The 22,449-nt window shown below is 56.7% G+C and carries 18 protein-coding genes, 1 tRNA gene and 2 pseudogenes; 14 read left to right on the top strand and 7 right to left on the bottom strand.

Annotated features, from left to right (window positions below):
- The 4 genes from LC094_RS14570 to LC094_RS14555 all read left to right on the top strand — a co-directional run bounded on the left by LC094_RS14570 (window position 1) and on the right by LC094_RS14555 (window position 3,485).
- Complete coding sequence (locus LC094_RS14570) at window positions 1–375, top strand: hypothetical protein (protein ID WP_226553518.1); 375 nt, start codon at window positions 1–3, stop codon at window positions 373–375.
- Window positions 375–1,385 carry a branched-chain amino acid ABC transporter permease gene (locus LC094_RS14565; RefSeq protein WP_226553517.1) on the top strand — a complete coding sequence of 337 codons (1,011 nt, stop codon included), beginning with the start codon at window positions 375–377 and terminating at the stop codon, window positions 1,383–1,385. Before LC094_RS14570 ends, LC094_RS14565 begins: the two co-directional genes overlap by 1 nt.
- Window positions 1,382–2,710, top strand: coding sequence for a branched-chain amino acid ABC transporter permease (locus tag LC094_RS14560; protein WP_226553516.1), 1,329 nt, complete (start codon window positions 1,382–1,384; stop codon window positions 2,708–2,710). The genes LC094_RS14565 and LC094_RS14560 overlap by 4 nt, the downstream gene beginning before the upstream one ends.
- Before the next feature lie 187 nt (window positions 2,711–2,897).
- Entirely contained in the window at window positions 2,898–3,485 is a 588-nt protein-coding gene (locus tag LC094_RS14555) for a nucleotidyltransferase family protein (RefSeq protein WP_226553515.1), read from the top strand.
- Window positions 3,486–3,669: 184 nt separating this feature from the next.
- Here LC094_RS14555 and LC094_RS14550 read toward each other — a convergent pair whose 3' ends face one another.
- Window positions 3,670–6,450 (bottom strand): Hint domain-containing protein, encoded by a 2,781-nt coding sequence (locus LC094_RS14550; RefSeq protein WP_226553514.1) that lies wholly within the window; start codon window positions 6,448–6,450, stop codon window positions 3,670–3,672.
- A 954-nt stretch (window positions 6,451–7,404) separates the two neighbouring features.
- Here LC094_RS14550 and LC094_RS14545 point away from each other — a divergent pair.
- Together LC094_RS14545 and LC094_RS14540 are read left to right on the top strand one after the other, a co-directional pair.
- Window positions 7,405–8,754, top strand: a complete 1,350-nt coding sequence (locus tag LC094_RS14545) for a hypothetical protein (RefSeq protein ID WP_226553513.1) — start codon at window positions 7,405–7,407, stop codon at window positions 8,752–8,754.
- A gap of 42 nt (window positions 8,755–8,796) precedes the next feature.
- Window positions 8,797–9,109: pseudogene (locus LC094_RS14540) on the top strand (transposase); the annotation flags it as partial.
- Here LC094_RS14540 and LC094_RS14535 read toward each other — a convergent pair.
- The 3 genes and pseudogenes from LC094_RS14535 to ypfJ form a co-directional block, all read right to left on the bottom strand.
- Window positions 9,108–9,410, bottom strand: a pseudogene (locus LC094_RS14535) (IS481 family transposase); the annotation flags it as partial. The pseudogenes LC094_RS14540 and LC094_RS14535 sit on opposite strands and share 2 nt — an antisense overlap.
- A 290-nt stretch (window positions 9,411–9,700) precedes the next feature.
- Window positions 9,701–9,787: transfer RNA gene (locus LC094_RS14530), tRNA-Leu, on the bottom strand.
- Between the two features lie 141 nt (window positions 9,788–9,928).
- Window positions 9,929–10,792, bottom strand: a complete 864-nt coding sequence (gene ypfJ, locus LC094_RS14525) for a KPN_02809 family neutral zinc metallopeptidase (RefSeq protein WP_226553512.1) — start codon at window positions 10,790–10,792, stop codon at window positions 9,929–9,931.
- Window positions 10,793–10,948: 156 nt separating this feature from the next.
- Between ypfJ and LC094_RS14520 the strand changes: the two genes are divergently transcribed.
- From LC094_RS14520 to LC094_RS14510, 3 genes are read left to right on the top strand one after another with little or no spacing between them, the layout of a single operon-like run.
- Window positions 10,949–11,527 carry a YqaA family protein gene (locus LC094_RS14520; RefSeq protein WP_226553511.1) on the top strand — a complete coding sequence of 193 codons (579 nt, stop codon included), beginning with the start codon at window positions 10,949–10,951 and terminating at the stop codon, window positions 11,525–11,527.
- The gene (locus LC094_RS14515; protein ID WP_226553510.1) at window positions 11,524–12,027 is read left to right on the top strand and encodes a disulfide bond formation protein B; all 504 of its coding nucleotides are present in this window, start codon (window positions 11,524–11,526) and stop codon (window positions 12,025–12,027) included. Before LC094_RS14520 ends, LC094_RS14515 begins: the two co-directional genes overlap by 4 nt.
- Before the next feature lie 42 nt (window positions 12,028–12,069).
- Complete coding sequence (locus LC094_RS14510; protein WP_226553509.1) at window positions 12,070–12,255, top strand: hypothetical protein; 186 nt, start codon at window positions 12,070–12,072, stop codon at window positions 12,253–12,255.
- A gap of 6 nt (window positions 12,256–12,261) precedes the next feature.
- Here the strand turns inward: LC094_RS14510 and LC094_RS14505 are convergent, their stop codons facing one another.
- Window positions 12,262–12,549 (bottom strand): usg protein, encoded by a 288-nt coding sequence (locus tag LC094_RS14505; RefSeq protein WP_226553508.1) that lies wholly within the window; start codon window positions 12,547–12,549, stop codon window positions 12,262–12,264.
- 232 nt (window positions 12,550–12,781) lie between these two features.
- Here LC094_RS14505 and gyrA point away from each other — a divergent pair, with 232 nt between their 5' ends.
- The 3 genes from gyrA (at window position 12,782) to LC094_RS14490 (ending at window position 18,247) form a co-directional block, all read left to right on the top strand.
- Window positions 12,782–15,523 (top strand): DNA gyrase subunit A, encoded by a 2,742-nt coding sequence (gene gyrA, locus LC094_RS14500; protein ID WP_226553507.1) that lies wholly within the window; start codon window positions 12,782–12,784, stop codon window positions 15,521–15,523.
- A 218-nt stretch (window positions 15,524–15,741) separates the two neighbouring features.
- Window positions 15,742–16,620: a porin gene (locus LC094_RS14495; protein ID WP_226553506.1), complete on the top strand. Its 879-nt coding sequence runs from the start codon at window positions 15,742–15,744 to the stop codon at window positions 16,618–16,620.
- A 700-nt stretch (window positions 16,621–17,320) separates the two neighbouring features.
- Entirely contained in the window at window positions 17,321–18,247 is a 927-nt protein-coding gene (locus tag LC094_RS14490; protein ID WP_226553505.1) for a hypothetical protein, read from the top strand.
- Window positions 18,248–18,339: 92 nt separating this feature from the next.
- On the opposite strand, the gene LC094_RS14485 is transcribed toward LC094_RS14490, so the two are convergent.
- Both LC094_RS14485 and LC094_RS14480 read right to left on the bottom strand, forming a co-directional pair.
- Window positions 18,340–18,780: a hypothetical protein gene (locus LC094_RS14485; RefSeq protein WP_226553504.1), complete on the bottom strand. Its 441-nt coding sequence runs from the start codon at window positions 18,778–18,780 to the stop codon at window positions 18,340–18,342.
- 178 nt (window positions 18,781–18,958) lie between these two features.
- Window positions 18,959–19,807 carry a LysR family transcriptional regulator gene (locus LC094_RS14480; RefSeq protein ID WP_226553503.1) on the bottom strand — a complete coding sequence of 283 codons (849 nt, stop codon included), beginning with the start codon at window positions 19,805–19,807 and terminating at the stop codon, window positions 18,959–18,961.
- Between the two features lie 388 nt (window positions 19,808–20,195).
- On the opposite strand from LC094_RS14480, the gene trmFO reads away from it, so the two are divergent.
- Window positions 20,196–21,542 (top strand): methylenetetrahydrofolate--tRNA-(uracil(54)-C(5))-methyltransferase (FADH(2)-oxidizing) TrmFO, encoded by a 1,347-nt coding sequence (trmFO, locus tag LC094_RS14475; RefSeq protein ID WP_226553502.1) that lies wholly within the window; start codon window positions 20,196–20,198, stop codon window positions 21,540–21,542.
- Window positions 21,542–22,396, top strand: coding sequence for a tRNA glutamyl-Q(34) synthetase GluQRS (gluQRS, locus tag LC094_RS14470; RefSeq protein ID WP_226553501.1), 855 nt, complete (start codon window positions 21,542–21,544; stop codon window positions 22,394–22,396). Before trmFO ends, gluQRS begins: the two co-directional genes overlap by 1 nt.
- Window positions 22,397–22,449: the final 53 nt, after the last annotated feature.

The raw sequence follows: 22,449 nt of genomic DNA, 5'->3' as shown, positions 1-22,449 counted from the left end.
ATGAGTATTTTTCCCAAGAAAAAGACATGCGCCGCGCTCGTGATCGCCGCCCTGCCCGCGACCGCAATGGCCGCAGAGCAATGTACCGTCATAGTCCAAGGCGGCGGCGCGCCTTGGCGGTTTTCCTTTGAGGAAGGCAACGGCGTGAGCTGCGCGAAATATCTGCGCGAAGAAGGCGCTCAGGAGGCCACCTGTCTCGTCGAGACAACGGCCGAGGCCCCCGCCACCCACCGTTATCAACATATCGACAGCAAGGGGTTCTGGGACCTGCGCGAAGACGGTCTGATGACCGGCTATGTCGATGTTGTCATCCAAGATCCGACGCCGGGGGTAGAAATGCTGCCCTTTGGTGGCATCTGTCAGGAGGTTGTCTGATGGATATTCTCAACGCATTGGTTGCGTTCACAAATTTCGTCGTGGTTCCGGCCACGACCTATGGCGCGCAGCTCGCGCTTGGCGCGTTGGGCGTCACGCTGATCTACGGCGTGTTGCGGTTCTCGAACTTTGCTCACGGTGAAACCATGTCCTTCGGGGCCATGGTTGTGGTGCTGGTCACGGGGCTGTTCCAAAGCTGGGGGATTTCGCTGGGCGTCCTGCCCACCGCGCTTTTGGCCCTGCCCTTTGGTATCTTGGTGACGGCGCTTTTGCTCTTGGCGACCGACAAGGTGGTCTACAAGTTCTACCGCAAAGTCAAAGCCGCGCCGGTGATGCTCGTGATCGTTTCCACCGGCGTGATGTTCGTGCTCAACGGCGTGGTGCGGATGATCGTCGGCACCGACGACCGTCGCTTTGCCGATGGCGCGCGGTTCGTGGTCAATGCCCGCGATTTCAAGGAATGGTCGGGCCTCTCCGAAGGGCTCGCGATCCGCACGACGCAGGTCATCACCGTGGTCGTCGCGATGATCACCGTGGCCGCGCTGTTTTGGTTCCTGAACAAAACCCGCACCGGCAAGTCGATGCGGGCCTATTCCGACAACGAGGATCTCGCGCTACTCTCGGGCATCAACCCGGAGCGCGTCGTGACGATCACCTGGCTTTTGGTGGCGGCTTTGGCGACCATCGCAGGCGCTCTTTATGGCCTCGACAAATCGTTCAAACCTTTCATTTTCCAGCAGCTTCTCCTGCCGGTCTTCGCCGCGGCCATCGTCGGTGGCATCGGCAATCCGCTGGGCGCCATCGCGGGCGGCTTTGTCATTGCCTTCTCGGAAGTGACCCTGACCTACGCCTTCAAAAAAGTCGTGACCTATCTCGGCCCTGACAGCTGGGTGCCGGACGGGTTGGTGCAGCTTCTGTCGACGGATTACAAATTCGCCGTCTCCTTCGCCATCCTGATCATCGTCCTGCTGTTCAAACCGACAGGTCTCTTCAAGGGGCAAAACATATGACCCATACATCGACACATTCCGCCAAACCCCTACCCCGCGCACCTCTTTATTTTGCGGCCATGGCGGCGCTCATCATTGCGGTCGGGGTTTTGCAATCGTGGAACTCGGCGCTTGCCATTCTCAACATGGGGCTGATCTCGGCCATCATGGCCTTGGGCGTGAACCTGCAATGGGGCTATGCGGGTCTGTTCAACGTCGGCATCATGGGCTTTACCGCGCTGGGTGGTTTGGCCGTGGTCTTGACCTCCATGCCGCCTGTGCCAGCCGCTTGGGCTGCCGGTGGCGGCCGCATGATCGTTGCGCTGCTCGTCGGGCTTGGCACCATCATCGGTGCGGTTCTGATCTATCCGCGTCTTCCGAAAACCCGTGTGCGCGGGCTGTTTCTCACCGCGTTTCTTGTCGTGGGATTTTTCATCTACCGCACGCTCTTTGATCCGGCGGTTGCTGCGATCGAGGCGGTGGATGCCTCCACGGCGGGCTATCTCGGTGGGTTGGGGCTTCCGGTTATGCTGGCATGGCCGGTCGGTGCGCTTTTGGCTGCGGGAGCGGCGTGGATCGTGGCCAAGACGGCTCTGGGCCTGCGTTCAGATTATCTTGCCATCGCCACTTTGGGCATCGCGGAAATCATCCTCGCTGTGCTCAAAAACGAGGATTGGCTGTCGCGCGGCGTGAAGAACGTCAACGGCCTGCCGCGTCCGGTGCCCTATGAGATCGACCTTCAGCAGAGCGAGTGGTTCCTGTCCCTGATGGCCAAGATCGGCGCTGATCCGGTCATTGGCTCATCGATTTTCGTGAAACTGCTCTATGCCGGGTTCTTTTTGGCGGTCATCGGGATCATCGTTCTGGCGATGGAGCTGGCGCTCAAAAGCCCCTGGGGCCGGATGATGCGCGCGATCCGCGACAATGAAGTGGCCTCCGAGGCCATGGGCAAGGATGTTACCGGGCGGCACCTTCAGATTTTCGTTCTGGGGGCGGCGATCATCGGCTTTGCCGGCGCGATGATGACCACGCTCGACGGCCAGTTGACGCCCACCACCTACCAGCCATTGCGGTACACGTTTCTGGTCTGGGTCATGGTGATCGTTGGCGGCTCCGGCAACAACTGGGGTGCGGTTCTGGGGGGGATGTTGATCTGGTTCCTTTGGGTCGAGGTCGAACCCATCGGCGCCTGGATCGTGAGTGTGCTGACCTCTGGTCTGGCCGATGACTCCGCGCTCAAGGCCGGGCTGATGGACCGCGTGGCCTATATGCGCTACCTGACCATGGGCGTGATTTTGTTGGTCGTGCTGCGGTTCTCGCCGCGTGGTTTGTTGCCCGAGAAATAAGCAAAAGACCCGCGCGTGCCCCCCCATGCGCGCGGGTCTTTTTTCCGTAATGGTGTGGGTGGTTGCCCGACGTTGCGCTGATGCGCGCAGATATGAAACGGCGTTGTGCTGAAAAACCTTTCGGCGTCCCCGTCTCTCTCTCCTACTCTACAGCGGCGCCCAAGCCGCACACCATGAGGCATTCGACATGAAACTTCTCGCAGGCATTTGTGCCGCTGGAAATTCGGCGCGGATGGGGTTCGATAAACTCTCGACCGCGCCCTCCTTGCATTCCCCGGACACGTTGTTGAGCCGGGCGGTGTCGGCGGCGCGGGGCCAGCCCTTTGTCGTCGCCCTGCCCGCCCAAAGCCATCCCTATCACCAGAACCGACGCGATGTGTTGCGGTCGCATGACGATTTCATCACGGTGGATCACAGCGATCTGGGGATGTCCGAAACGCTCAAAGCCCTCGCCCGCGAAGCCATGGCGCGACAAGCGGATGGGCTTGCGGTGATCATGGCCGATATGCCGTTTATCACCGCCAGCCATTTGGAAACCTTGGTCATTCTGTTCGAGACCTTCGGCGGCACACGGATCGTGCGTGCGCAATGTCAAAGCGGGCGCGAAGGTTATCCAGTGATTTTCCCGGCGTCGGTCTTGCCGGAATTCGAGGATTTGACGGGGGACGAGGGCGTGCAGGTCCTGGTCGAACGGCACGGCGCGAAACGGGTCGAGATGCCGTCGGAGGCGCCCTGTTGGCATGTGAATACGCCGGAGGATTGGCGCCAGATGTGAGCCCACTTTGGAAAGAAAAACACCGCCCAGGCCCCCCTGAGCGGTGTTTCTATGTTCTGAAAAGCAAACAACTCGTAACAATGCTCGAAACCGTCTCCCCCGGAAACTCCCGAGGGGGACGATCAGGATCGACGCTTTGTGCCCAAGCACCCCCACCGCGTCGATCAGAGCGAACCTTTGAGGATCAGGAGACCAAAAGCTCCGCCTCATGTTTGCGCAGGATGCGACGTGCGGCGGAGAACCCGCCACGGGTCGACACTTCGGCCAGTTCCGGGAAGATCGCGAAGAGTTCTTCGCGGGCCTCATCGCCGATGCCGGAGAGCGTGTAGTCGCCCGGCTGGAAGCTTTCCGACCAGGTGCCGTCCGACAGAACCACTTCGTGGCGGTCGAACATCACGTGGATGTAGGTCACGCCAGAGGCCTCGACCACATCCACACCTTCCATACGGGTCAGGTGTTTGGCGGCCACGAGAACTTCGTGCTCTTCGAACAAAAGCGCGGCTTTCTCGTTGGAGACCAGCATCCGGTGGTTCGGAGAGACGACCATGTCACGCTCCGGCAGACCGGCGCCAAGCGCGCCCTGACGGATCAGAACCGGCATCAATGCGCGGCGAGCGGCCAATTCGGCGCCGGTGAGCACCTTGTGACCGATCCAGCGGATTTCCTGAATGCCATTGTCACGGGTGATGACGCGATCGCCGATCTTCAGCTCCTCGACCTTCATCTCGCCTTTCGGCGTCGCAATCAAAGTGCCCGGCGTGAAGCAGGGAATGATCTCTTCGATGTTGGTGTAGTTGATGTTGGCATATTCATTGGTGTCAGCGTTGTAGAGCTGGATCTGGCCGTCATAGCCATTGCCATCGCTGTCCGGGTTCTGCACGTGGTGGGTGATCACCCAGCCGTTGGACAAAAGCTCGGAGAGGTTCAGCGTGTCCCAATCGACGCCACCCGAACCGCCGTGGACGGTGGTGTTATAGACGCCCGAGGTGACATCGCTGAAGGTGATATAGAACGTATCCTGATCGTCACCGCCATCCAAAACGTCGTTGTCGCCGCCACCATAGATGGTGTCATTGTCTTCACCGCCATAGACATAGTCGGTTCCGGCACCTGCATGGATGGTATCGTTGTCGATGCCACCGTAAATGATGTCGTTGCCGTCGCCGCCAAAGATCAGGTCGTCGTCGTCCTGACCATAGATGATGTCGTTGCCAGCGCCGCCGTAGATGATGTCCTTGCCGTTTTCGACCTCGAGATCGCCTTCGTCATCCGGCACGTTCAGCGCATCGGGATAATCCGGATGCAGGCCGCCGTAGATGATGTCGTCGCCGTCCCCACCGTAGATGGTGTCGGAGCCTTCGCCGCCGATGATCGTATCGTTGCCGCCGCCGCCGAAGATGGTGTCATCATCGAAGCCGCCGTCGATAAAGTCGTTACCCTCGCCGCCGTCGATGTAGTCATCGTCGTCGCCACCATAGATGGTGTCATTGCCCGCGCCGCCAAAGATCGTATCCTTGTCGTTCTCCGTGTCGGAATCGCCGGGGATATAGGGGCCATAGCCGCGATCCGGGCTGCCGATCGGCCCGCCGTAGATGACATCGTCGCCGTCACCGCCTTCGATATAATCCTGACCGTCACCGCCGTTGAGGTAGTCGTCACCGCCACCGCCGATGATGGTGTCGTCACCGCCCATGCCCCAGAATTCGTTGGTGTAGGTGTCATCCGGATGGGTGCCCTGATGGTCGAAGCCAATGAGCGTGTCGTCATATTCGGAACCGATCACACCGTCGATGCCGCTCTCAATGGTGTCATTGTCTGCATCACCGCCGGAAAGCTCACCGGTGGAGAGGTTGACGTTCACCGCAGAGTCAGAGGCAGAGTAGTCGATGTTGTCCTGACCTGTGCCACCGTTGAAGGTGTCCGCCCCCGCACCCCCGATGAAAGTGTCGTCGCCCGAACCGCCCGAAAGGTAGTTCGTGCCGGTGCCGCCGACCAAAGTGTCGTCGCCGCCTTCGCCGTAGAGCGTGTCATTGCCGGCGCCGCCATCGATGTAATCGTTGCCCTCGACAATCGGGGTCACGACCGCATCGTCGATCAGATCGCCATTCATGGAATAGCCGGAATTCACATCACGCGAGGTGAGCGTGAAGGTGATCGAGCTTTGACCTTCGAAAGAGGCGGAGAACCAGGCGTCCTGGTCGCTTGGGCTGTTGGGTTCGGTGCCGGTCGCAGAGACCGTGCCGTCCTCATTTGTAACGATCAGCGAGCTGTCGCCGCTCACGCCGAAGTTGGTGAAGGAGGACCCATCCACGGTGACGGATTCGGGATCGAGCCCATCGCTGCGGGTGCTGTCGATGTCGTTGAAAGTCGCCGTGGAGTTGATCGTGACCGGCTCGCCGGTTTCGGCGTTGTAGAATTCCATGCGGAAGGTCGCGGTCATGCCGCCCTGGCTGGAATAGTTGTAGCCATTCAACAGGATCTCGGAGCCATTGCCGCCGGAAAGATCAACATCGAGGTTCGGATCAGAGGTCTCGACCAAGACCAGACGCGCGTTGACCACGGTGCCGTCTTCGAGCGTGGTGACATTCTTATAGATGGCGCTGTCACCCGGCTTGGCATTGTTATTGCCCCAAGAGGTGTCGCTGCCGTAGAGGTAGTTGTTGTAAGACAGAACCAGCGGATCAGCGTCTTGTGCCTCATAAGAGGACCCCGCGCCGCCGTCGCCATAGACAATATCGTCACCGTTGCCTGCAAAAACAGTATCATCTCCGCCGCCTGCAATCACGACGTCGTCGTCATTGCCAGCCGCATTGTCGCCCGCGTCGATCATGTCGCCTTCGGGATCACCCGTATAGGCGGTGTCGATCAGATCGTCGCCGGATGTCCCCGAAACGACCCCGTCCAGCGCCGAATCGGTCGGATCGGAAGGATCGCAACCATCATGATCATGGTGATTATATGTCATCGTCTCTCTCCTTCACACCTCGTTAACGCGGGCATACATCCCCCCGTGCAACGGTAACCATTTGCCCGGGATACGCCCGAACGGCTCAACCCTTTTGAGGCCAAACAAACGTCCGCACAGACCGAATATGTGAGGGAAAGAAACGACCTAAGAGGCCAGTGGCAACACTCGCAATCGTCTCAATATGCAGCAGCAGACAGACCCGCAGCAGGTCAATCCATTTCCACAACGGACGCACAAGTCGGCTCCTTCCCGGAACTCGATTCACGCGGCCGCCCCCGTGGCCTTTTAAATGCCCCCCAGTGGGCTCCTACTGGATAAGTCAAAATTGCGACCAAACAACAGGAAAAAAGGCGGGATTGTGATCAAATATGGCAATGAAGTGTCCTTCATCACAGGAAAATACTGTGATCTTACAGCTTTCAGGGCAATTTTCAGCGTCATTATTTTAACAAAAAATACATTAATAACAAAACCTTAATGTCTCTTTTGAGGGTCATTAGAGTGGCTGTTTACCATGGGTTAAGTTTCCGCCGCGCGCGCCTTAAGGAACCGTCCTAAAATGTGGCAAAATGAAGGCACTCCCTGTGAGGTGGAACCAATCGGGGCTTTTCGGGCAAATTTTGGAAGTTTTACGAACAATCTAAATTGCTGAGCCGAATCGAGACTTTAACCGTTTGCGCTCGCACATTTTTAGTCGTTTTCAGACAGGATGGCGGCACAGGCCCCCATCAGCCCTTTGTTGTCCGGTCGAGCGCAACAGAAGGCGCTCAAGATAATGATCTGGTTTGCGTACTCATGCATCGAAGGCCTTTGTTCCTTCGCATTAACTGATCCTCGCCGCGACCAGCATCAGAGCCATTTGACACCAATGCCCAAAGTTGAATTCTGATCAGCCCTGCCTTAGGACGAAAGATATCAATTCATTTCTAGTCTCATTCATTTCCCCCAATTATGCCCGTCATCACGCCCGATCAACCCGTCGAACAGCTCTTGCGCAAGGTTGCCACCACTCACAGGCTGGCAACGTTGGAGGAAGTCGTTTATCTGCGCCGTTTCAACCGGATCAGGCTGCTAAGCTATGCGATGTTCTGGTTTTATCAGGTGGTTCTTACTGTTGCCTTTGTGGCCCCCGTCGGGCTCCTGGTGGGTATTTCGCTAGACGATAGCCAGGATCTGGGGCTTCGCTTGTTCATGGGCTCGATCGCCGCATTTATGATTTTTGTAACCGGCCTCTGGCTGAGGCAGGTATTCCCACAATTTCTGAAAGTCAGGCCGATTCTGCGGGTCCCCGACGAGATTGAGGTTTTTGGCGTATCCGACACTCTTGCAATGCAGCATCTGCACTGGTCCCTGAACAACGATATATATACATTCTACGGACACCCGATTTATGTCGATCTGCCAGACCATTGGATGAAGTCTTTTCGCGAGGATGTTGAGCGCGCGGAAAGCAAGCAAGATTTCGAAATCGCCTACATTCCGGGTGCGACGGACGCTATCTACTGGCAGAAGACAGCCCACAAGAATACCGGCGATATGCTTTCGCGAGCCGATGCTGTCATCACGGATTTCGGCAGCCATATCGTGCGATTGGGAGACTATTCCGTCACCGCAGACGTCAAAGCACGGCTGCCCATTTTGCGAGCCCATTCCCGCGTCTTTAAACTGGCGGCCAACGGCGTTTATTTGCTGGGACTTGGGGTGCTCTTCAGCGGCGCCTTTATCGTCGTCTATAAGGACTATCTGAAATCTCTGAATTACGAGATCAAAGAGATTTTTGATATCCAAGGCGAATTGCCGGTATCAATGTTCGAGGGCTGCGGCATGAGGGGCCTCCATCCTGATCCGGCCCCCATCGTGTGCGGAATATCTACGTCAGAGGCCAGCATGGACTTCCAGACTTTGCAATATTGCCGTGCGATCGCGTCCTATCTCGACAGAAATTGGTCCGAAGTCCCCATGTTTCGTACTGACAGGAAATGGAACGACACAGTCGCTCTTCTCGGCAGGGATTGGTATTTCAGCGCTGACTGCGTGCCGCTCGACGCCCAGTTTGTTGCGCCCGAGAGCCACGCGAGATTTCAGCAGCTCGCCTTCTTCAGATATGCCAACAAAATCCAGATTGCCACGACCGAGCAGGTCGCGGAATTCCGCGTAAGATACGATAAATTGAAGCGCGCAGAATCGGTGATTTGGCCGTATTTCCCGATCGTAATATGTTTCGTTGGCGTAATGTTGATGCTGTGGCTCTGGCGTGTGCATGATGAGGCAAACGCCCGCGTACAACGTCACTTTCATTGAGAAGCTGCGAGGATCGTTTTGCTTCTGCTTCGATCCGAGCTCGACTATTCGACATTGTGTCGGCGTCAGGCGTGTATCTCGGTGCATATCCCGTTTCGGCGCTCTGGTGCGCCGCTGAAACTGCTGATCGACAGCACCGGCATCTGCTTTCGTGGCACCGGGCGAATGTCTCGCCCGTAAACATGGCACGACGCGCCAACGTGACTGGCACAAGGTGCATCTTGCGATGGACAGAACCACTGGAGATATCCGCACGACCGAATTCACTTCCAGCAGGCATGGTGACAGCCCGATCCTGCCGGAACTGCTGATGCAGATCCCTACCGGCGAAGAGATCGAGACGGTTACAGTCGATGACGGCGCAAAATGAGGGAAACCGTCACGTCAGACCTCTTAACGTTATGGTAACGCTCCATCTACCAAACGATCCGTATGGGCCCCAGATGATATTTGCGGCGTCAATAGAGAACCTTTTCCTCGCGCTCAGGCGACGTCCTGTTGGCGTGCCATTTGGGATCGGTGGCGCCATTGATTAGGCCAGCTTCGCGGTGTACAGCCTAGGCTTGGCGTCATCGGTAAGAGTTTGACCCGCCGATCTCTTCCGCGGATCGAATTATCCGAAATTTACGTTGGATTTCGCGTTGATCTTTGGTCATGGACATCTTCCGTTTCCTAAATCCGGGAGGTACAAGAAAATATCCTGCGAGTAATGGCATATCTACAGGCTTTGCGCGTTTCGCTCAGTGCGCGTCCGCAATCTGCACACTGCTGCCGTTTATTCAAGGCGCAGCGAATGTCCGCTCCCCGCCCTCAACTCAACCCCCAAGAAAATCATCAAGCAGAACAGACGGGAAATGAAACGGGAAAGTGTGAGTAAGGTGTGTGAGCAACTTTCACACACACCCTTCACAGATCAGGAGCTTGGTGGATAGCTCCTTGATTTAATTGGTACCCGTGGCCGGACTCGAACCGGCAAGGCCGCAAAGCCGGGGGATTTTGAATCCCCTGTGTCTACCAATTCCACCACACGGGCAGAGCGCCGCAAAAGCTGCGCAGTACAAGGCGTTTAGCGAAGCGCGCGGGCGACGTCCAGAGGGATCGTCACGGTTTTTGAAAAAATCCGCGCTTCTCCCACGCGCTTCCCCCTGCGTTACCCCTGTGCGCGTCTGCCGACTTAAAGCCTGTCGGCGGAAAACGTGTCGCAGGCCTCGACGGATCCCGTCTTATACCCTGTCGCAAACCAGCGTTGGCGCTGCTCGGCGGAGCCATGGGTAAAGGTGTGCGGCTGCGGTACGCGACCGGCGTTCTTTTGCAATGTGTCGTCGCCGATCTGTTTCGCCGCGTTCAGAGCCTCGCGAATATCGCCATGCTCGACGGAACCGAATTTCTCATCGGCCATTTTCGCCCAGATGCCAGAAAAGCAATCGGCCTGAAGCTCGATCATCACGGAGACGGCGTTGCTTTCGGCCTGAGAGGCCTTGGCGCGATAGGCGTTGGCTTGACCGAGGATGCCCAACTCGTTTTGCACATGGTGTGCGACCTCATGGGCCACGACATAGGCCTGCGCGAAATCGCCGCCTGCGCCCAACTGCCGGGACATGGTGGTGAAAAACGCGGTGTCGAGATAGACCTTTTGATCGCCGGGACAATAGAACGGCCCAGTGGCCCCCGAGGCCGAACCACAGGGGCTTTGCGTCACACCTTTATAGAGCACGAGAATGGGCGGGATATATTCGCCGCCCAATTGGGTGTCGAACACGTCGGTCCAGATCTCTTCGGTGTCCGCCAAGGTGACGGAGACGAATTGCGCCGCCTGCTCATCGGCCTGTGTGATTTCAACCGTTTGCGAGGAGCTGGAGATATCCCCCGCGCGTTCGAGCAAAGGTGTCACATCGATACCGAGGAAATAGCCGATCACGACAATGGCCAAAAGCCCGACGCCGCCGACACCGCCGACGGCCTTGCCGCCTCTCACACCGCCACCAGCGCGCCGCCGATCCTCGATATTGCGCGAGCCGCGCCGCCCTTGCCATTTCATCGCAACCACCCCATTCCAAAATAAACCTGTGCTCACAATATCGTCAGGAACCGACGGGACAAGGTCAAAGCGCCACGTCCGACCCGGGGTATGCTTGACCCCGCGACAGGAATGGGGCCTAAAGAGCCAAAGACGCGTCAGCACATAGGGACAGCGATGATCAGACGGCTTTACAACTGGACCATGTCCCTGGCCGAAAGCCCGCATGCGCTTTGGGCGCTGGCTCTGGTGGCCTTTATCGAAAGCTCCGTCTTTCCGATCCCGCCCGACATCCTGATGATCCCGCTGATCGTCGCCCGCCCGCGCGAGGCCTTCAAAATCGCGGGTATCGCCACCGTGGCCTCTGTTTTGGGCGGCATGTTGGGTTATTGGATCGGCGCAAGTGCCTTTGAAACGCTGGGCCGCCCGGTGTTGGAATTCTATGGCAAAGATGCCTATTTCGACGACTTCGCCGTGAAATATAACGAATATGGCGCCTGGGCCGTGTTGATCGCGGGGGTGACGCCCTTCCCCTATAAGGTGATCACCATCTTGTCGGGCACCACGGGCCTGTCTTTGCCGGTCTTCATCGTCGCCTCGATCACCGCACGCGCGCTTCGGTTCTTTGTTGTCGCGGCGCTTTTGTGGAAATTCGGCGACCCGATCCGCGACTTTATCGAGCGCCGTCTCGGCCTCGTCTTCACCCTTCTCATCGTCATCTTCCTGGGCGGCTTCTATGCCGTGAAATACCTATGACCAAAGATTCCTCCGATTTTGCCGCGCTCCAACCTGCCCTCGCCGCCTCTGTCGGGTCCTTGGCGATCCTCTCGGGCGCCTTCGTGTTTCAGGCCTTTGGCTTTGCGCCCTGCCCCATGTGCATATGGCAGCGCTGGCCCCATGCCATCGCCATTGCGATCGGGGTTCTGTTTGCGGTGGTGCGGCTCAGGGTTCTGACGCTTTTGGGGATGCTCACCATGCTGGTCTCCGCAGGCCTCGGCCTTTACCACGCGGGCGTCGAGCAAAAATGGTGGCCGGGTCCTACGTCTTGCACCGGCTCCGGTGACGCGCTGTCTGGCCTGTCCGGCATGGATCTTTTGCCCGGTGGCGCAGGCGATCCGGGCTTGGTGCTTTGCGATCAGATCGTTTGGGACACCTGGGGTCTTGGCATCACCATGGCGGGCTGGAACTTCGTGTTTTCGCTGGTTTTTGCAGCACTTTGGTTCATCGCCTGGAGAAAAGCTGCAAAACAGATGTGAGACAGGCTTGAGATTTGGGAAAATCCACCCCATCTTTTGTTCATGACACAGCGTAAAATCAAATCCGTCATCCCCTTTCCCACCGCGCGCCGCGCGCGCAAGCGGGTTGGCGGCACATTGGCAGACACCCGCGCGGAGGCGCTGCGCCAACGCTTTAAAAAAGTGTCGCAAGACAGCCAAACGGGCGATGCGACAACGCCGCTCAAAAAGCTGTTGAAGCGGTTTTAACTCTTCTCAATGCACCGTAAATTCGCCCACGCAATTGCGCCATTCACCCGGCGCGATCAGTTTGCGGTGGGTGAATCGGACATGGTGCAGCGGACCTTCGATGTTCTCCTGCCAGAATTCGATGAATTTAAAGAGCTTCGGGTAATCCGGGGCCAGATCGAACAGTTGCCATGAAAACGTGTTCAGCACACTTTGGTGATCCGGCATTCGATAGGTGAATTCCGCAAGTGTGAGCCCGTAACCCGAGAGCATCATCTCCATTTCGCTCATGTCCTGCGACGTGGTGTGTGTCATGTGCATGTCTCCTGTTGGTGGGGCCGTTTTTCGGCCTTTTTTGCGCCTCCCATAAAAATCCTGCCACAGATTGGTTAACTGTCAATAAAAACAGTATGTTGTCACTCTTGTCCGCTGGCTGCCACCGCGCGAGAGTATCCGCCATTGCACCCCATATCCGGTATGGGGTAGAGTGTGACACAACGAGATACGGGGGGCTTCCCCGTCACATGAAAGACAACAGGCGGACAACGTGAGCGATACACCCGAAACCCCTGAAAACGAACAAGAAAACCCGCGCCAACCGATGGCTTGGGATGGGCCGAAAATCTCCATCACACAGGAGATGAAAACCTCCTACCTCGATTACGCGATGTCCGTGATCGTGTCCCGCGCGATCCCCGATCTGCGCGACGGGCTCAAGCCGGTGCACCGCCGCATTCTCTTTGCGATGCAAGAAGGCGGCTACACCCACGACAAACCCTACCGCAAATCCGCGAAATCCGTGGGCGATGTGATGGGCAGCTATCACCCGCATGGCGATAGCGCGATCTATGACGCGCTTGTGCGGATGGCGCAGCCGTTTTCGATGTCTTTGATGCTGATCGACGGTCAGGGCAACTTTGGCTCGATGGATGGCGATCCGCCTGCGGCCATGCGTTATACGGAATCGCGTCTGGCCAAGGCGGCGCGCGCGCTTCTGGACGATCTCGACAAGGACACCGTCGATTTCCAGGACAACTACGACGGCAAGGAACGCGAACCCACTGTTCTGCCTGCGAAATTCCCGAACATGCTGGTCAACGGCGCGGGCGGGATCGCGGTCGGTATGGCGACGAATATTCCGCCACACAACTTGGGCGAGGTCGTGGACGCGACGCTGGCGCTCATTGAGAACCCGGACGTGTCGACCGAGCGGTTGATGGAAATCATCCCGGGGCCGGACTTCCCGACCGGTGCGACCATTCTTGGACGCTCTGGCATTCGCAAAGCCTATCTGGAAAGCCGCGGCTCCGTGGTGATGCGCGCCAAGACCAAGATCGAGGAAATCCGCAAGGATCGCTACGCCATTATCGTCGAGGAAATTCCCTATCAGGTGAACAAATCCACGATGATCGAGAAGATCGCGGAGCTGGTGCGCGAGAAACGCGTCGAGGGTATCGCGCATATCCAAGACGAATCCGACCGCAACGGTGTGCGTGTCGTGGTCGAGCTGAAACGCGATGCGACCGCTGAGGTGGTGCTGAACCAACTCTTCCGATTCACGCCGCTTCAGACCTCTTTCGGCTGCAACATGCTGGCTTTGAACGGCGGTCGCCCGGAGCAGCTGACGCTGCGCGACTTCCTTGAGCATTTCATCACCTTCCGCGAGGAAGTGGTGGCGCGCCGCACGGCGTTTGAGCTGCGCAAAGCACGTGACCGGGCGCATATCCTCTGTGGTCTGGCCGTGGCTGTGTCGAACGTGGACGAAGTGGTCGCGACCATTCGCTCCTCTGCCGATGCCTCCGAGGCGCGGATCAAATTGATGGAGCGGCGCTGGCCGGCGCAGGAGATCCTGCCCTACATCCTGCTCATCGACGATCCGAACCACAAGGCCAACGAGGACGGCACTTATAACCTGTCCGAAGTTCAGGCCCGCGCGATCCTCGATCTGCGTCTGCAACGCCTCACACAAATCGGTGTCAAAGAAGTCACCGACGAGCTGCAAGAGTTGGCTGCCAAGATCAAGGAATTCCTCGAAATTCTCGCCTCCCGCGAGCGGATCATGGAGATCATCTCGAACGAGCTGATCGACGTGAAAGCGCAATTCGCCGTGCCGCGTCGCACCGAGATTGTCGACTGGTCCGGCGATATGGACGACGAGGATCTGATCGAGAAAGAGGACATGGTGGTGACCGTGACTCAATCCGGTTGGGCCAAACGTACGCCTCTGGCCGACTACCGCGCGCAAAAACGCGGCGGCAAAGGCCTGTCGGGCATGTCGACCAAGGATGAGGATGTGATCACGACCTTGTTTGTGGCGAACACCCACACCCAGCTTCTGGTCTTCACCGACGATGGCATGGCCTACAAGATGAAGACTTGGCGCCTGCCCCAAGGCGGCCGGACGGCGAAGGGCAAGCCGCTCTTGCAAATCCTGCCGATCCCGCAGGGCGTGTCCATCGCGGCGATCCTGCCCGTGGACCGTGACGAGAAGGATTGGGACGATCTCCAGATCGTTTTCGCCACTTCGAAAGGCTCCGTCCGCCGCAACCGCCTGTCGGATTTCACCAATGTGAAGTCGAACGGCAAGATCGCGATGAAATTCGAAGGCGAAGACGAAGGCACCCGCCTGATCAACGCTCGGATTTGCGATGAAAACGATGACGTGATGCTGGTGACGTCCAGCGGTCGCGCGATCCGTTTCCCCGTGCCGGATGTGCGGGTGTTCAACTCGCGCTCTTCCACCGGTGTGCGCGGCATCAAACTTGTGAATGAGGGCGACGAGGTCGTCTCTATGTCCGTGATCCGTCACTTCGACGCGGAAAGCTATGAGCGTCAGGCCTATCTCAAAATGCGTCGCCAACAGGTCGGCGCAGATGAGGCCGAGGTGTCGGATGAGGACGAAGAGGTCGCAGAAGGCTCGATCTCCATGGAGCGGTTCGAAGAGATGAAAGCCGCCGAGGAGCTTTTGGTGACCATCACCAAGGGCGGCATCGGCAAGCTGTCCTCCTCGCATGATTACCCGGTCCGTGGCCGTGGCGGTCAGGGCGTAACCGCGATGGAGAAAACCATGCGCGGCGGTCCGATCGTCGCCTGCTTCCCGGTCGGCATGGAGGATCAGATCATGCTCGCCACCTCGAAAGGCCAGTCGATCCGCTGCCCTGTCGATGGCATCTCTTTCCGCTCGCGTGGCGCGGGTGGTGTGAAGGTGTTCAACACTGGCAAGGGCGAGGAGGTCGTTTCCGTCGCTTGGATCGCGGAAAGTGAAGATGAGGATGAGGCAGAGAGCTGATCGCTCCTCATTTCGTGATCGCCTGAGGTTAAATTTAGGCTTAAAAATCAACCGGATGGCGAAATTTCGTCATCCGGTTTTTCTTTACCTCACAGAGCATCACAAAAAGTTTTGTGACAAAAAAGTAACGCGATAATTTTTCTCAAACCGCACAACTTTAACTCTTTCATGTGCGGATCTAGATCAGCGCTATAGCAACTTATTAAAGGCAACTCCCCATGCTGAAACATACTTCCGCAATCACGTTGGCTCTTTTGGCAGCCGCTGGTGCAGCCTCCGCAAACGGTCTGACCTACAGCACCGTTGAAGGCACCTACTACGACATCGACGGCAACGACGCGCAAGCTCTGACCGGCGCTTTCGACTATGTGACCGGCAACTTCTCCTTCACCGGCGCTGCTGGTTACGTGACCTCTGATTTCGACGATGCGAGCGCACTTGACCTGACCGTCGGCTACGCCATCATCCCCGGCCTGACCGTTTACGGTGCTGTCGACTATTACGACTCCGACAATAACGGTGACGATACCGCTCTGGGTCTCGGCCTCGAATACCAAGCCGCCAACTACGGTGTCGCCGTCGACTATCGTTCCTGGGACGACAGCGACGTAGATGTCGCAACCCTCGCCGGTTTCTACGGCTTCGGTGCCTCCACGGTCTACGCCCGCTATTCCAACATCGACGCCGCTGCCGGCGACGAAGATGAATACCTCCTGGGTTACACCTACGAGGCCTCCAACTGGGACGTCGATCTGGCCAGCGAATGGGGCGACGATTTCGATGATGGTCAAACCTACATCGCCTCCACCTATGACTTCAACGACACCTTCACCTTTGGCGTCTCTCTGATGACCGAGAACGAGGATTTCGGGGATTACGGCATCGCCACCATCGGCGGCACCTACAACTTCACCGACACCGTTTCTCTCGAAGCCAACTACGGTGAGTCCTTTGGCTATGACAACGATCAAGATGGTTTCACCGTCGCTCTGAAATGGGAAAACGGTTCCCGTCGTCTGCGCGTGATCGATCAGGTCGAAGACTATGTGAGCGACGTTTCCCCGCTCTACGGTCTGAATCTGGGCGGCTCGCTCTAATCCAACCTTCTCTCGTTAAATATCAGGCATAAAAAGAAAAGGCCCCGCAATCGCGGGGCCTTTTTTGTCGCTTCACTTAATCTGGCATCATGCATCTCGAGTTTGTACCAAGTTTTATCATGTTAAGCTGACTTTCACTTGTGATATCAGGGACTGCCATAGCCTGAGCAACATACAGAGGGTTTAACGCAGCATTTGATCAAAATTTGTATTTTCAAACGTTCGACAACATACTTGGATCACAGCTTTTGGTCGAACGAAGAGCAACACCTAAACATCGCACACGCCTTTCTTTGATATGATGTCTCAGGTCATAGGCAGAAAGCCTGCTTCAGAGCGCGGATATTGGACACTTGTGCGCTGATTAATACATCCAGGCACGTGGCGGAAATAAATAAGAACTCATCGTGACAAGATTCTCATTTTAGCCCCGAAACCTGTCGACCCTCATCTACCAAAGCAAGAATAAAGACAAAAAGTATACAACCTATAACAGAAATGGTTGCAGAGATGTGACAGTTCTGTCGATCGTAGATCAAAAAATACAATGCATAAGAAGCAGGTGCATCGCACACAAAGCATAACTTCGATATAGTTAATAAAGCGTTAATATGGAGCCCCAAAAATCTATTTGTATGCGCTCCGTAATACTAATAAGTAATCTAAATGTAATCGTTGCAATGGCGACAAAGGGGGAAATATGAAAAATCTCATGCTTACTACTGCACTGGTCTGCGGTGCAGCAACCGGCGTATCGGCTCAGGAAATTACCTACGGTGGTTTGATGGCAAGCTACGGTACTTTTTCGACGCCTGGCGCAGACTTCGACGCCTCCATTCTCGATGCAGAGCTCGGCGTGGCGATTGATGCGTTTGATTTCTGGGTATCCGGAACTCAGATCTCGGCAGATGTGGATGGCCTAGCTGCCAACTTGAATGCCGACTTGCTGACCATCGGCGCGGGCTATTCCTTCGGAAACGGCTTCCGTGTTGACGCTTCTTCGACGGATTTGAGCGCCGGCGCTATTTTTGGAATCAATATCGGCGTCGATGAGTTCGGGATCGCCTACGACAACGGCACATACTACGGACGCCTTGCCTATGCTGCTCTCAATCAGGACACAGGTGGTCAATTCGATGGCCTATATGGCTTGACCGCAGGCTATAACTTCTCTGATGCTGCGGAAATCTCTCTCTCCGTACATGGCGTCGATGGTGATGTCTCAGGCGTAAATCCGATCTTTATTCTGTCCGGCAGCTACGATGCGGGAAATTGGGATGCTGAACTGGAAGCCTTGTCCACTAAGATTTCTGGTACAGATCTGACCATTGCAACTCTTGGTGGTAGCTATGACTTCACAAATGAGTGGTCCGTCTACGGTGCTTACACCTTTGCCGATCTCGGAATTGATGCGAACCTGATGCGCATCGGCGCTTCTTACGCGATGAACGACACATATAAGCTGTTTGCCGATTACACTTATGCAGATGCAGATGGTGTATCGGGCAACATTGACGGGTTCTCCTTTGGTGTTTCAATGGATTTCGGCGACAAACCAGGCTCCTATGAAACTCAGATCGACCGCGTGACTAATGTGCTCAAAACGGCACTGACCTTCGACTACTAAGTCGATGCACTATTCTAGAAAAGAAATGGAAGGCCCGCAAATGCGGGCCTTTTATATTCTTTGAACTGAAAAACGGCATGGTTTCCTGCCAGTCAGATCAATCTTGACCAGCCCGCGCGCAAAAGCGAAAACTTCCCGCCGCCAAGGAAAATAAGTGGAATGGCGAAGAGAACGGCGATCATCACTTGCAGGGTTTCAGGTGTCAGCATCATCGGGTTGCGAGATACTGCGAAATGGAAGGTGACGAGAAGAGCCGCCGAGATCAGTGCCATGACGCGGGTGTGAATGCCAAACATGATCCATACCCCGATCAGCACGAACAACATTGCCACGACAAGATTTCGGATGTCGCTCAATTGCAGGAGGAAGACCGAAGGTCGTGGGGTGAAGGTGCTGGCATTGGCCCGCATCGGTTCATCCAGACGCAAGGCCAGCGTCACCGGATGAAGAAGAAGTGTGCCCGCAAGTGCCAGACGCAACCCTAGACAGCAAACGTCGGACAGGTACCGCGCCACTGAGGGGGATTTGATCATGATGTGCCTCAAGTTTTTCAAGTCTTTTGGCAACCATGACGAAGACTTTGCGTATTACCTATAGTTGTTTTCGACGTTGCGGATTTGCAAAAATATAAACTCGTGCCGAATGAACCATTTTATCGTGTCCAGACGGCGTCTCGCGGCTCGATTTGTGGCCACTGATCAGGCAAAGACGTCAAACCTTCGCACGTGCCTGAGCCCACGGGGATTGGGCGAAGCTCTCGACTATAAATGCCGTCACAGCCGTGAGCGCCGGATCGCTGCGACGACTTTCATGATAGCTCATGAAAATATCCGTGGTGCTATAGCTGTCCTCGACGGCATCAAATCCCTCAAGATTTTGCGCTGCCATCACCGGAATAAATCCCCCTATACGGGCGGAGGTCATCACGTCGTACAGCTGACTCAAGGTATCCACTTCGATCCTTGCAGGCCCTTTGAAGTGCTGCTCACATTTTCTCATAATGGGAAAATCTTTGAAATCGGCGGACAACCCCACCCATTCACGGCAGTCCTTATCATCACTCGGGACATAGGCCTCCAGGGCGAACACGCCAATTTTCCGCGACAGGATCCGCCCGCTTTCGGGTGGCGCCGCCGAGATGATGATATCGTGCCCAGACAATGTTGTGATCAGCGACCGGTTGGAAAAACTCAGACGGATATGTGCCAATTCTGTCGCATAATGTTTCATGTTTGGCGCAAGGATGCGGCGCAACATCATTGGCGAGCAGGCAACACGGATCTCGCTGCTTTTCATCCCCGCACGCATCCGCAACCGGTTCTGCTCCCCGCGAATAATCTCATCAAAGGTCTCAGAAGCCTTGATCAATTCGTGCATCTCTGGGTTGAGTCCCCACCCCATAGACGTCTTGATGACAGGGTTCATCCCGAGTTCATCCGCCATACGCTCCATACGGCGCGACACTGTTGCAGGATTCGTCCCAAGCATACGTGCCGCCGCCGCCATCGTCCCGTATTTGTCGATGGCCAGTAAGAATCTCAGATCATCCCAACGATCCATGTCTGCGCCTTCACCTCCCTAAGGACTCAATCTCCGGTTGAAACCTTAACCATGTATGACAAAACAGTAAGGCCACAACCTGCTACGCATGGGCCGTACTTGTACATTTTCACATAGGGTAAAATTGTTTATCAACGCGAGACTTAACAGTGTCAGGCGTCATGCCCGGCTTTGGTCATCTGCTCAAAATGCGATGAGCATTGAGGCAAAGCGAGCGCGAGTAATATTTCAGTCATAGAGGACTGTGTCCCACTGATGCAATACCACTTTGCAAAAAAGTGACCCTCTATGCAGCGGTGCTCCCACCGCGCTCAAACGGACTCGCATGAAGGTCAATGTTCAGCTTTTTCTCTTTCCTCCCTGCCCCACAAAAGCTACATCCCGGCACATGACACAGAACACACTTCACATCGTCGGCGGCGGCATGGCGGGCTCCGAAGCCGCCTGGCAGGCCGCAAATCTGGGCCTCAACGTCGTGCTGCATGAGATGCGGCCCGAGGTCGAAACATTCGCGCATCAAAGCGGTAAATTCGGCGAGATGGTGTGCTCCAACTCCTTCCGCTCGGACGATGACGAACAGAATGCCGTGGGCTTGCTGCATTGGGAAATGCGCGCCGCGAACGGATTGATCATGGCGACGGCGGACAAGCATAAACTGCCTGCGGGCGGTGCCTTGGCGGTGGATCGCGAGGCCTTCGCCGATCACGTCACCGCCACGCTTGAGGCGCATCCGAACATTTCCGTTGAGTACGGCGAAATCACCGAACTGCCCTCAGACGGCATGTGGATTTTCGCCACCGGCCCGCTGACCTCTCCGGCGCTCGGCGAGGCCATCGCGAAGGAAACTGGCGCTGACCGGCTGGCGTTCTTCGACGCCATCGCGCCGATTGTCTATGCCGAGAGCGTCAATATGGACGTGGCTTGGTTGCAGTCCCGCTACGACAAGGGCGAGACCGAGGAAGAGCAGAAAGCCTATCTCAACTGCCCGATGACGAAGGACCAATACGAAGCCTTCATCGACGCGCTTTTGGCCGCGGATAAGACCGAGTTCCACGAGGGCGAGACGGCGAAATATTTCGACGGTTGCCTGCCGATCGAGGTCATGGCCGAACGCGGCCGCGAAACTCTGCGCCACGGACCGATGAAACCCATCGGCCTGACCAATGCGCATAAGCCCGAGGATAAGGCTTATGCGGTGGTGCAATTGCGCCGCGATAATGCGTTAGGAACGCTTTATAACATCGTCGGATTTCAGACAAAAATGAAATACGGAGCGCAGACTGAGGTGTTCAAAATGATCCCCGGTCTTGAGAACGCCTCCTTTGCCCGTCTGGGCGGCATTCATCGCAACACTTTCCTGAATTCGCCCACACTTTTGGACGATCAGATGCGGTTGAAATCGCGGCCGAACATTCGCTTTGCCGGTCAGGTGACGGGCGTTGAGGGCTATGTCGAAAGCGCCGCCATGGGGTTGCTCGCGGGCCGGATGGCCGCTGCCGAACTGCTGGGCCGCGACCTGCCACCGCCGCCCTTCACCACCGCCATGGGCGCGCTGATCAACCACATCACCGGCGGCGCGGAGGCCAAGACGTTCCAGCCGATGAATGTGAACTTCGGTCTCTTCCCGCCGCTGGACGGTCTGCGCGGTGGTCGCAAGGGCCGAAAAGAGCGCTACAAAGGCTACACGGATCGCGCCAAAGAAGATTTTAATCAATGGCTTGAGGGGCAATCCTAATGCCCTACGTGACCCGGTTTGCGCCCAGCCCCACAGGGCCTCTGCATCTGGGTCACGCTTTTTCCGCGCTCACCGCCTATGCCCGCGCGCAGGCCCAAAACGGCACGTTCCTTCTCCGCATCGAAGACGGTGACATCAGCCGCTGTCGTCCCGAGTGGGAGGCGCTGATCTATGCCGATCTCAGGTGGCTCGGGATCACCTGGCCCGACCCGGTTTTGCACGTCACGGTACGTGAAGATATCTACGCAAGTGCTTTGGAATTACTGGGAGAACTGGGCCTCATGTATCCCTGTTCCTGCACCCGCCGCGACGTGATAAATGCGCTTTCCGCCCCGCAAGAAGGCGCCCCGATGGGCCCCGATGGCGTGATTTATCCCGGCACCTGTCGGCACCGTGAGATGAAGAGCTTTGGGCCCGGCGAGGCCATTCGCCTCAATATGCAAAAAGCCGTTGAGTTTCTGGGCGATGTCAGCCGTTTCTCATGGCAGGAAACCGGCCCCTATGAGACCGGAACGCATCGCCTCGACGCCGATCAACTGGTCCATGGCGTCGGTGACATCGTGATCGCACGCAAGGACATCGGCACCGCCGCCTATCACCTCTCCGTCGTGATTGATGACGCGGCCCAAGGCGTCACAGAGGCCGTGCGCGGCGCGGATCTCATGGAAGCCACACAAATCCACCGGCTGTTGCAGGCGCTTCTGGACCTGCCGGAGATCGCCTATCACCACCACCGCCTGATCCGCGACGACGACGGAAAACGTCTTGCCAAACGCGCGGACGCCAAGGCAATCTCGAAATTTCGCGAAGAAGGCCTGAGCCCTAAAGAGGTCAAAGCCCTCATTGGCTTATGAGTATTTGAGGCAGCAAAGGAAACGAAACGCGTCTCCTTTGCTGGAAAAATACT

Source organism: Celeribacter naphthalenivorans, from assembly GCF_020524585.1.
Taxonomy (GTDB): domain Bacteria; phylum Pseudomonadota; class Alphaproteobacteria; order Rhodobacterales; family Rhodobacteraceae; genus Celeribacter; species Celeribacter naphthalenivorans.
The sequence above is the reverse complement of the archived record's forward strand: the minus strand, read 5'-3'. Positions and strand labels throughout refer to the sequence as shown.

Bases quoted from the DNA above. Each gene is read 5' to 3' on its own strand.
- LC094_RS14570 (WP_226553518.1), top strand. From the start codon at position 1: ATGAGTATTTTTCCCAAGAAAAAGACATGCGCCGCGCTCGTGATCGCC.
- LC094_RS14565 (WP_226553517.1), top strand. From the start codon at position 375: ATGGATATTCTCAACGCATTGGTTGCGTTCACAAATTTCGTCGTGGTT.
- LC094_RS14560 (WP_226553516.1), top strand. From the start codon at position 1,382: ATGACCCATACATCGACACATTCCGCCAAACCCCTACCCCGCGCACCT.
- LC094_RS14555 (WP_226553515.1), top strand. From the start codon at position 2,898: ATGAAACTTCTCGCAGGCATTTGTGCCGCTGGAAATTCGGCGCGGATG.
- LC094_RS14550 (WP_226553514.1), bottom strand. From the start codon at position 6,450: ATGACATATAATCACCATGATCATGATGGTTGCGATCCTTCCGATCCG.
- LC094_RS14545 (WP_226553513.1), top strand. From the start codon at position 7,405: ATGCCCGTCATCACGCCCGATCAACCCGTCGAACAGCTCTTGCGCAAG.
- ypfJ (WP_226553512.1), bottom strand. From the start codon at position 10,792: ATGAAATGGCAAGGGCGGCGCGGCTCGCGCAATATCGAGGATCGGCGG.
- LC094_RS14520 (WP_226553511.1), top strand. From the start codon at position 10,949: ATGATCAGACGGCTTTACAACTGGACCATGTCCCTGGCCGAAAGCCCG.
- LC094_RS14515 (WP_226553510.1), top strand. From the start codon at position 11,524: ATGACCAAAGATTCCTCCGATTTTGCCGCGCTCCAACCTGCCCTCGCC.
- LC094_RS14510 (WP_226553509.1), top strand. From the start codon at position 12,070: ATGACACAGCGTAAAATCAAATCCGTCATCCCCTTTCCCACCGCGCGC.
- LC094_RS14505 (WP_226553508.1), bottom strand. From the start codon at position 12,549: ATGACACACACCACGTCGCAGGACATGAGCGAAATGGAGATGATGCTC.
- LC094_RS14495 (WP_226553506.1), top strand. From the start codon at position 15,742: ATGCTGAAACATACTTCCGCAATCACGTTGGCTCTTTTGGCAGCCGCT.
- LC094_RS14490 (WP_226553505.1), top strand. From the start codon at position 17,321: ATGAAAAATCTCATGCTTACTACTGCACTGGTCTGCGGTGCAGCAACC.
- LC094_RS14485 (WP_226553504.1), bottom strand. From the start codon at position 18,780: ATGATCAAATCCCCCTCAGTGGCGCGGTACCTGTCCGACGTTTGCTGT.
- LC094_RS14480 (WP_226553503.1), bottom strand. From the start codon at position 19,807: ATGGATCGTTGGGATGATCTGAGATTCTTACTGGCCATCGACAAATAC.
- trmFO (WP_226553502.1), top strand. From the start codon at position 20,196: ATGACACAGAACACACTTCACATCGTCGGCGGCGGCATGGCGGGCTCC.
- gluQRS (WP_226553501.1), top strand. From the start codon at position 21,542: ATGCCCTACGTGACCCGGTTTGCGCCCAGCCCCACAGGGCCTCTGCAT.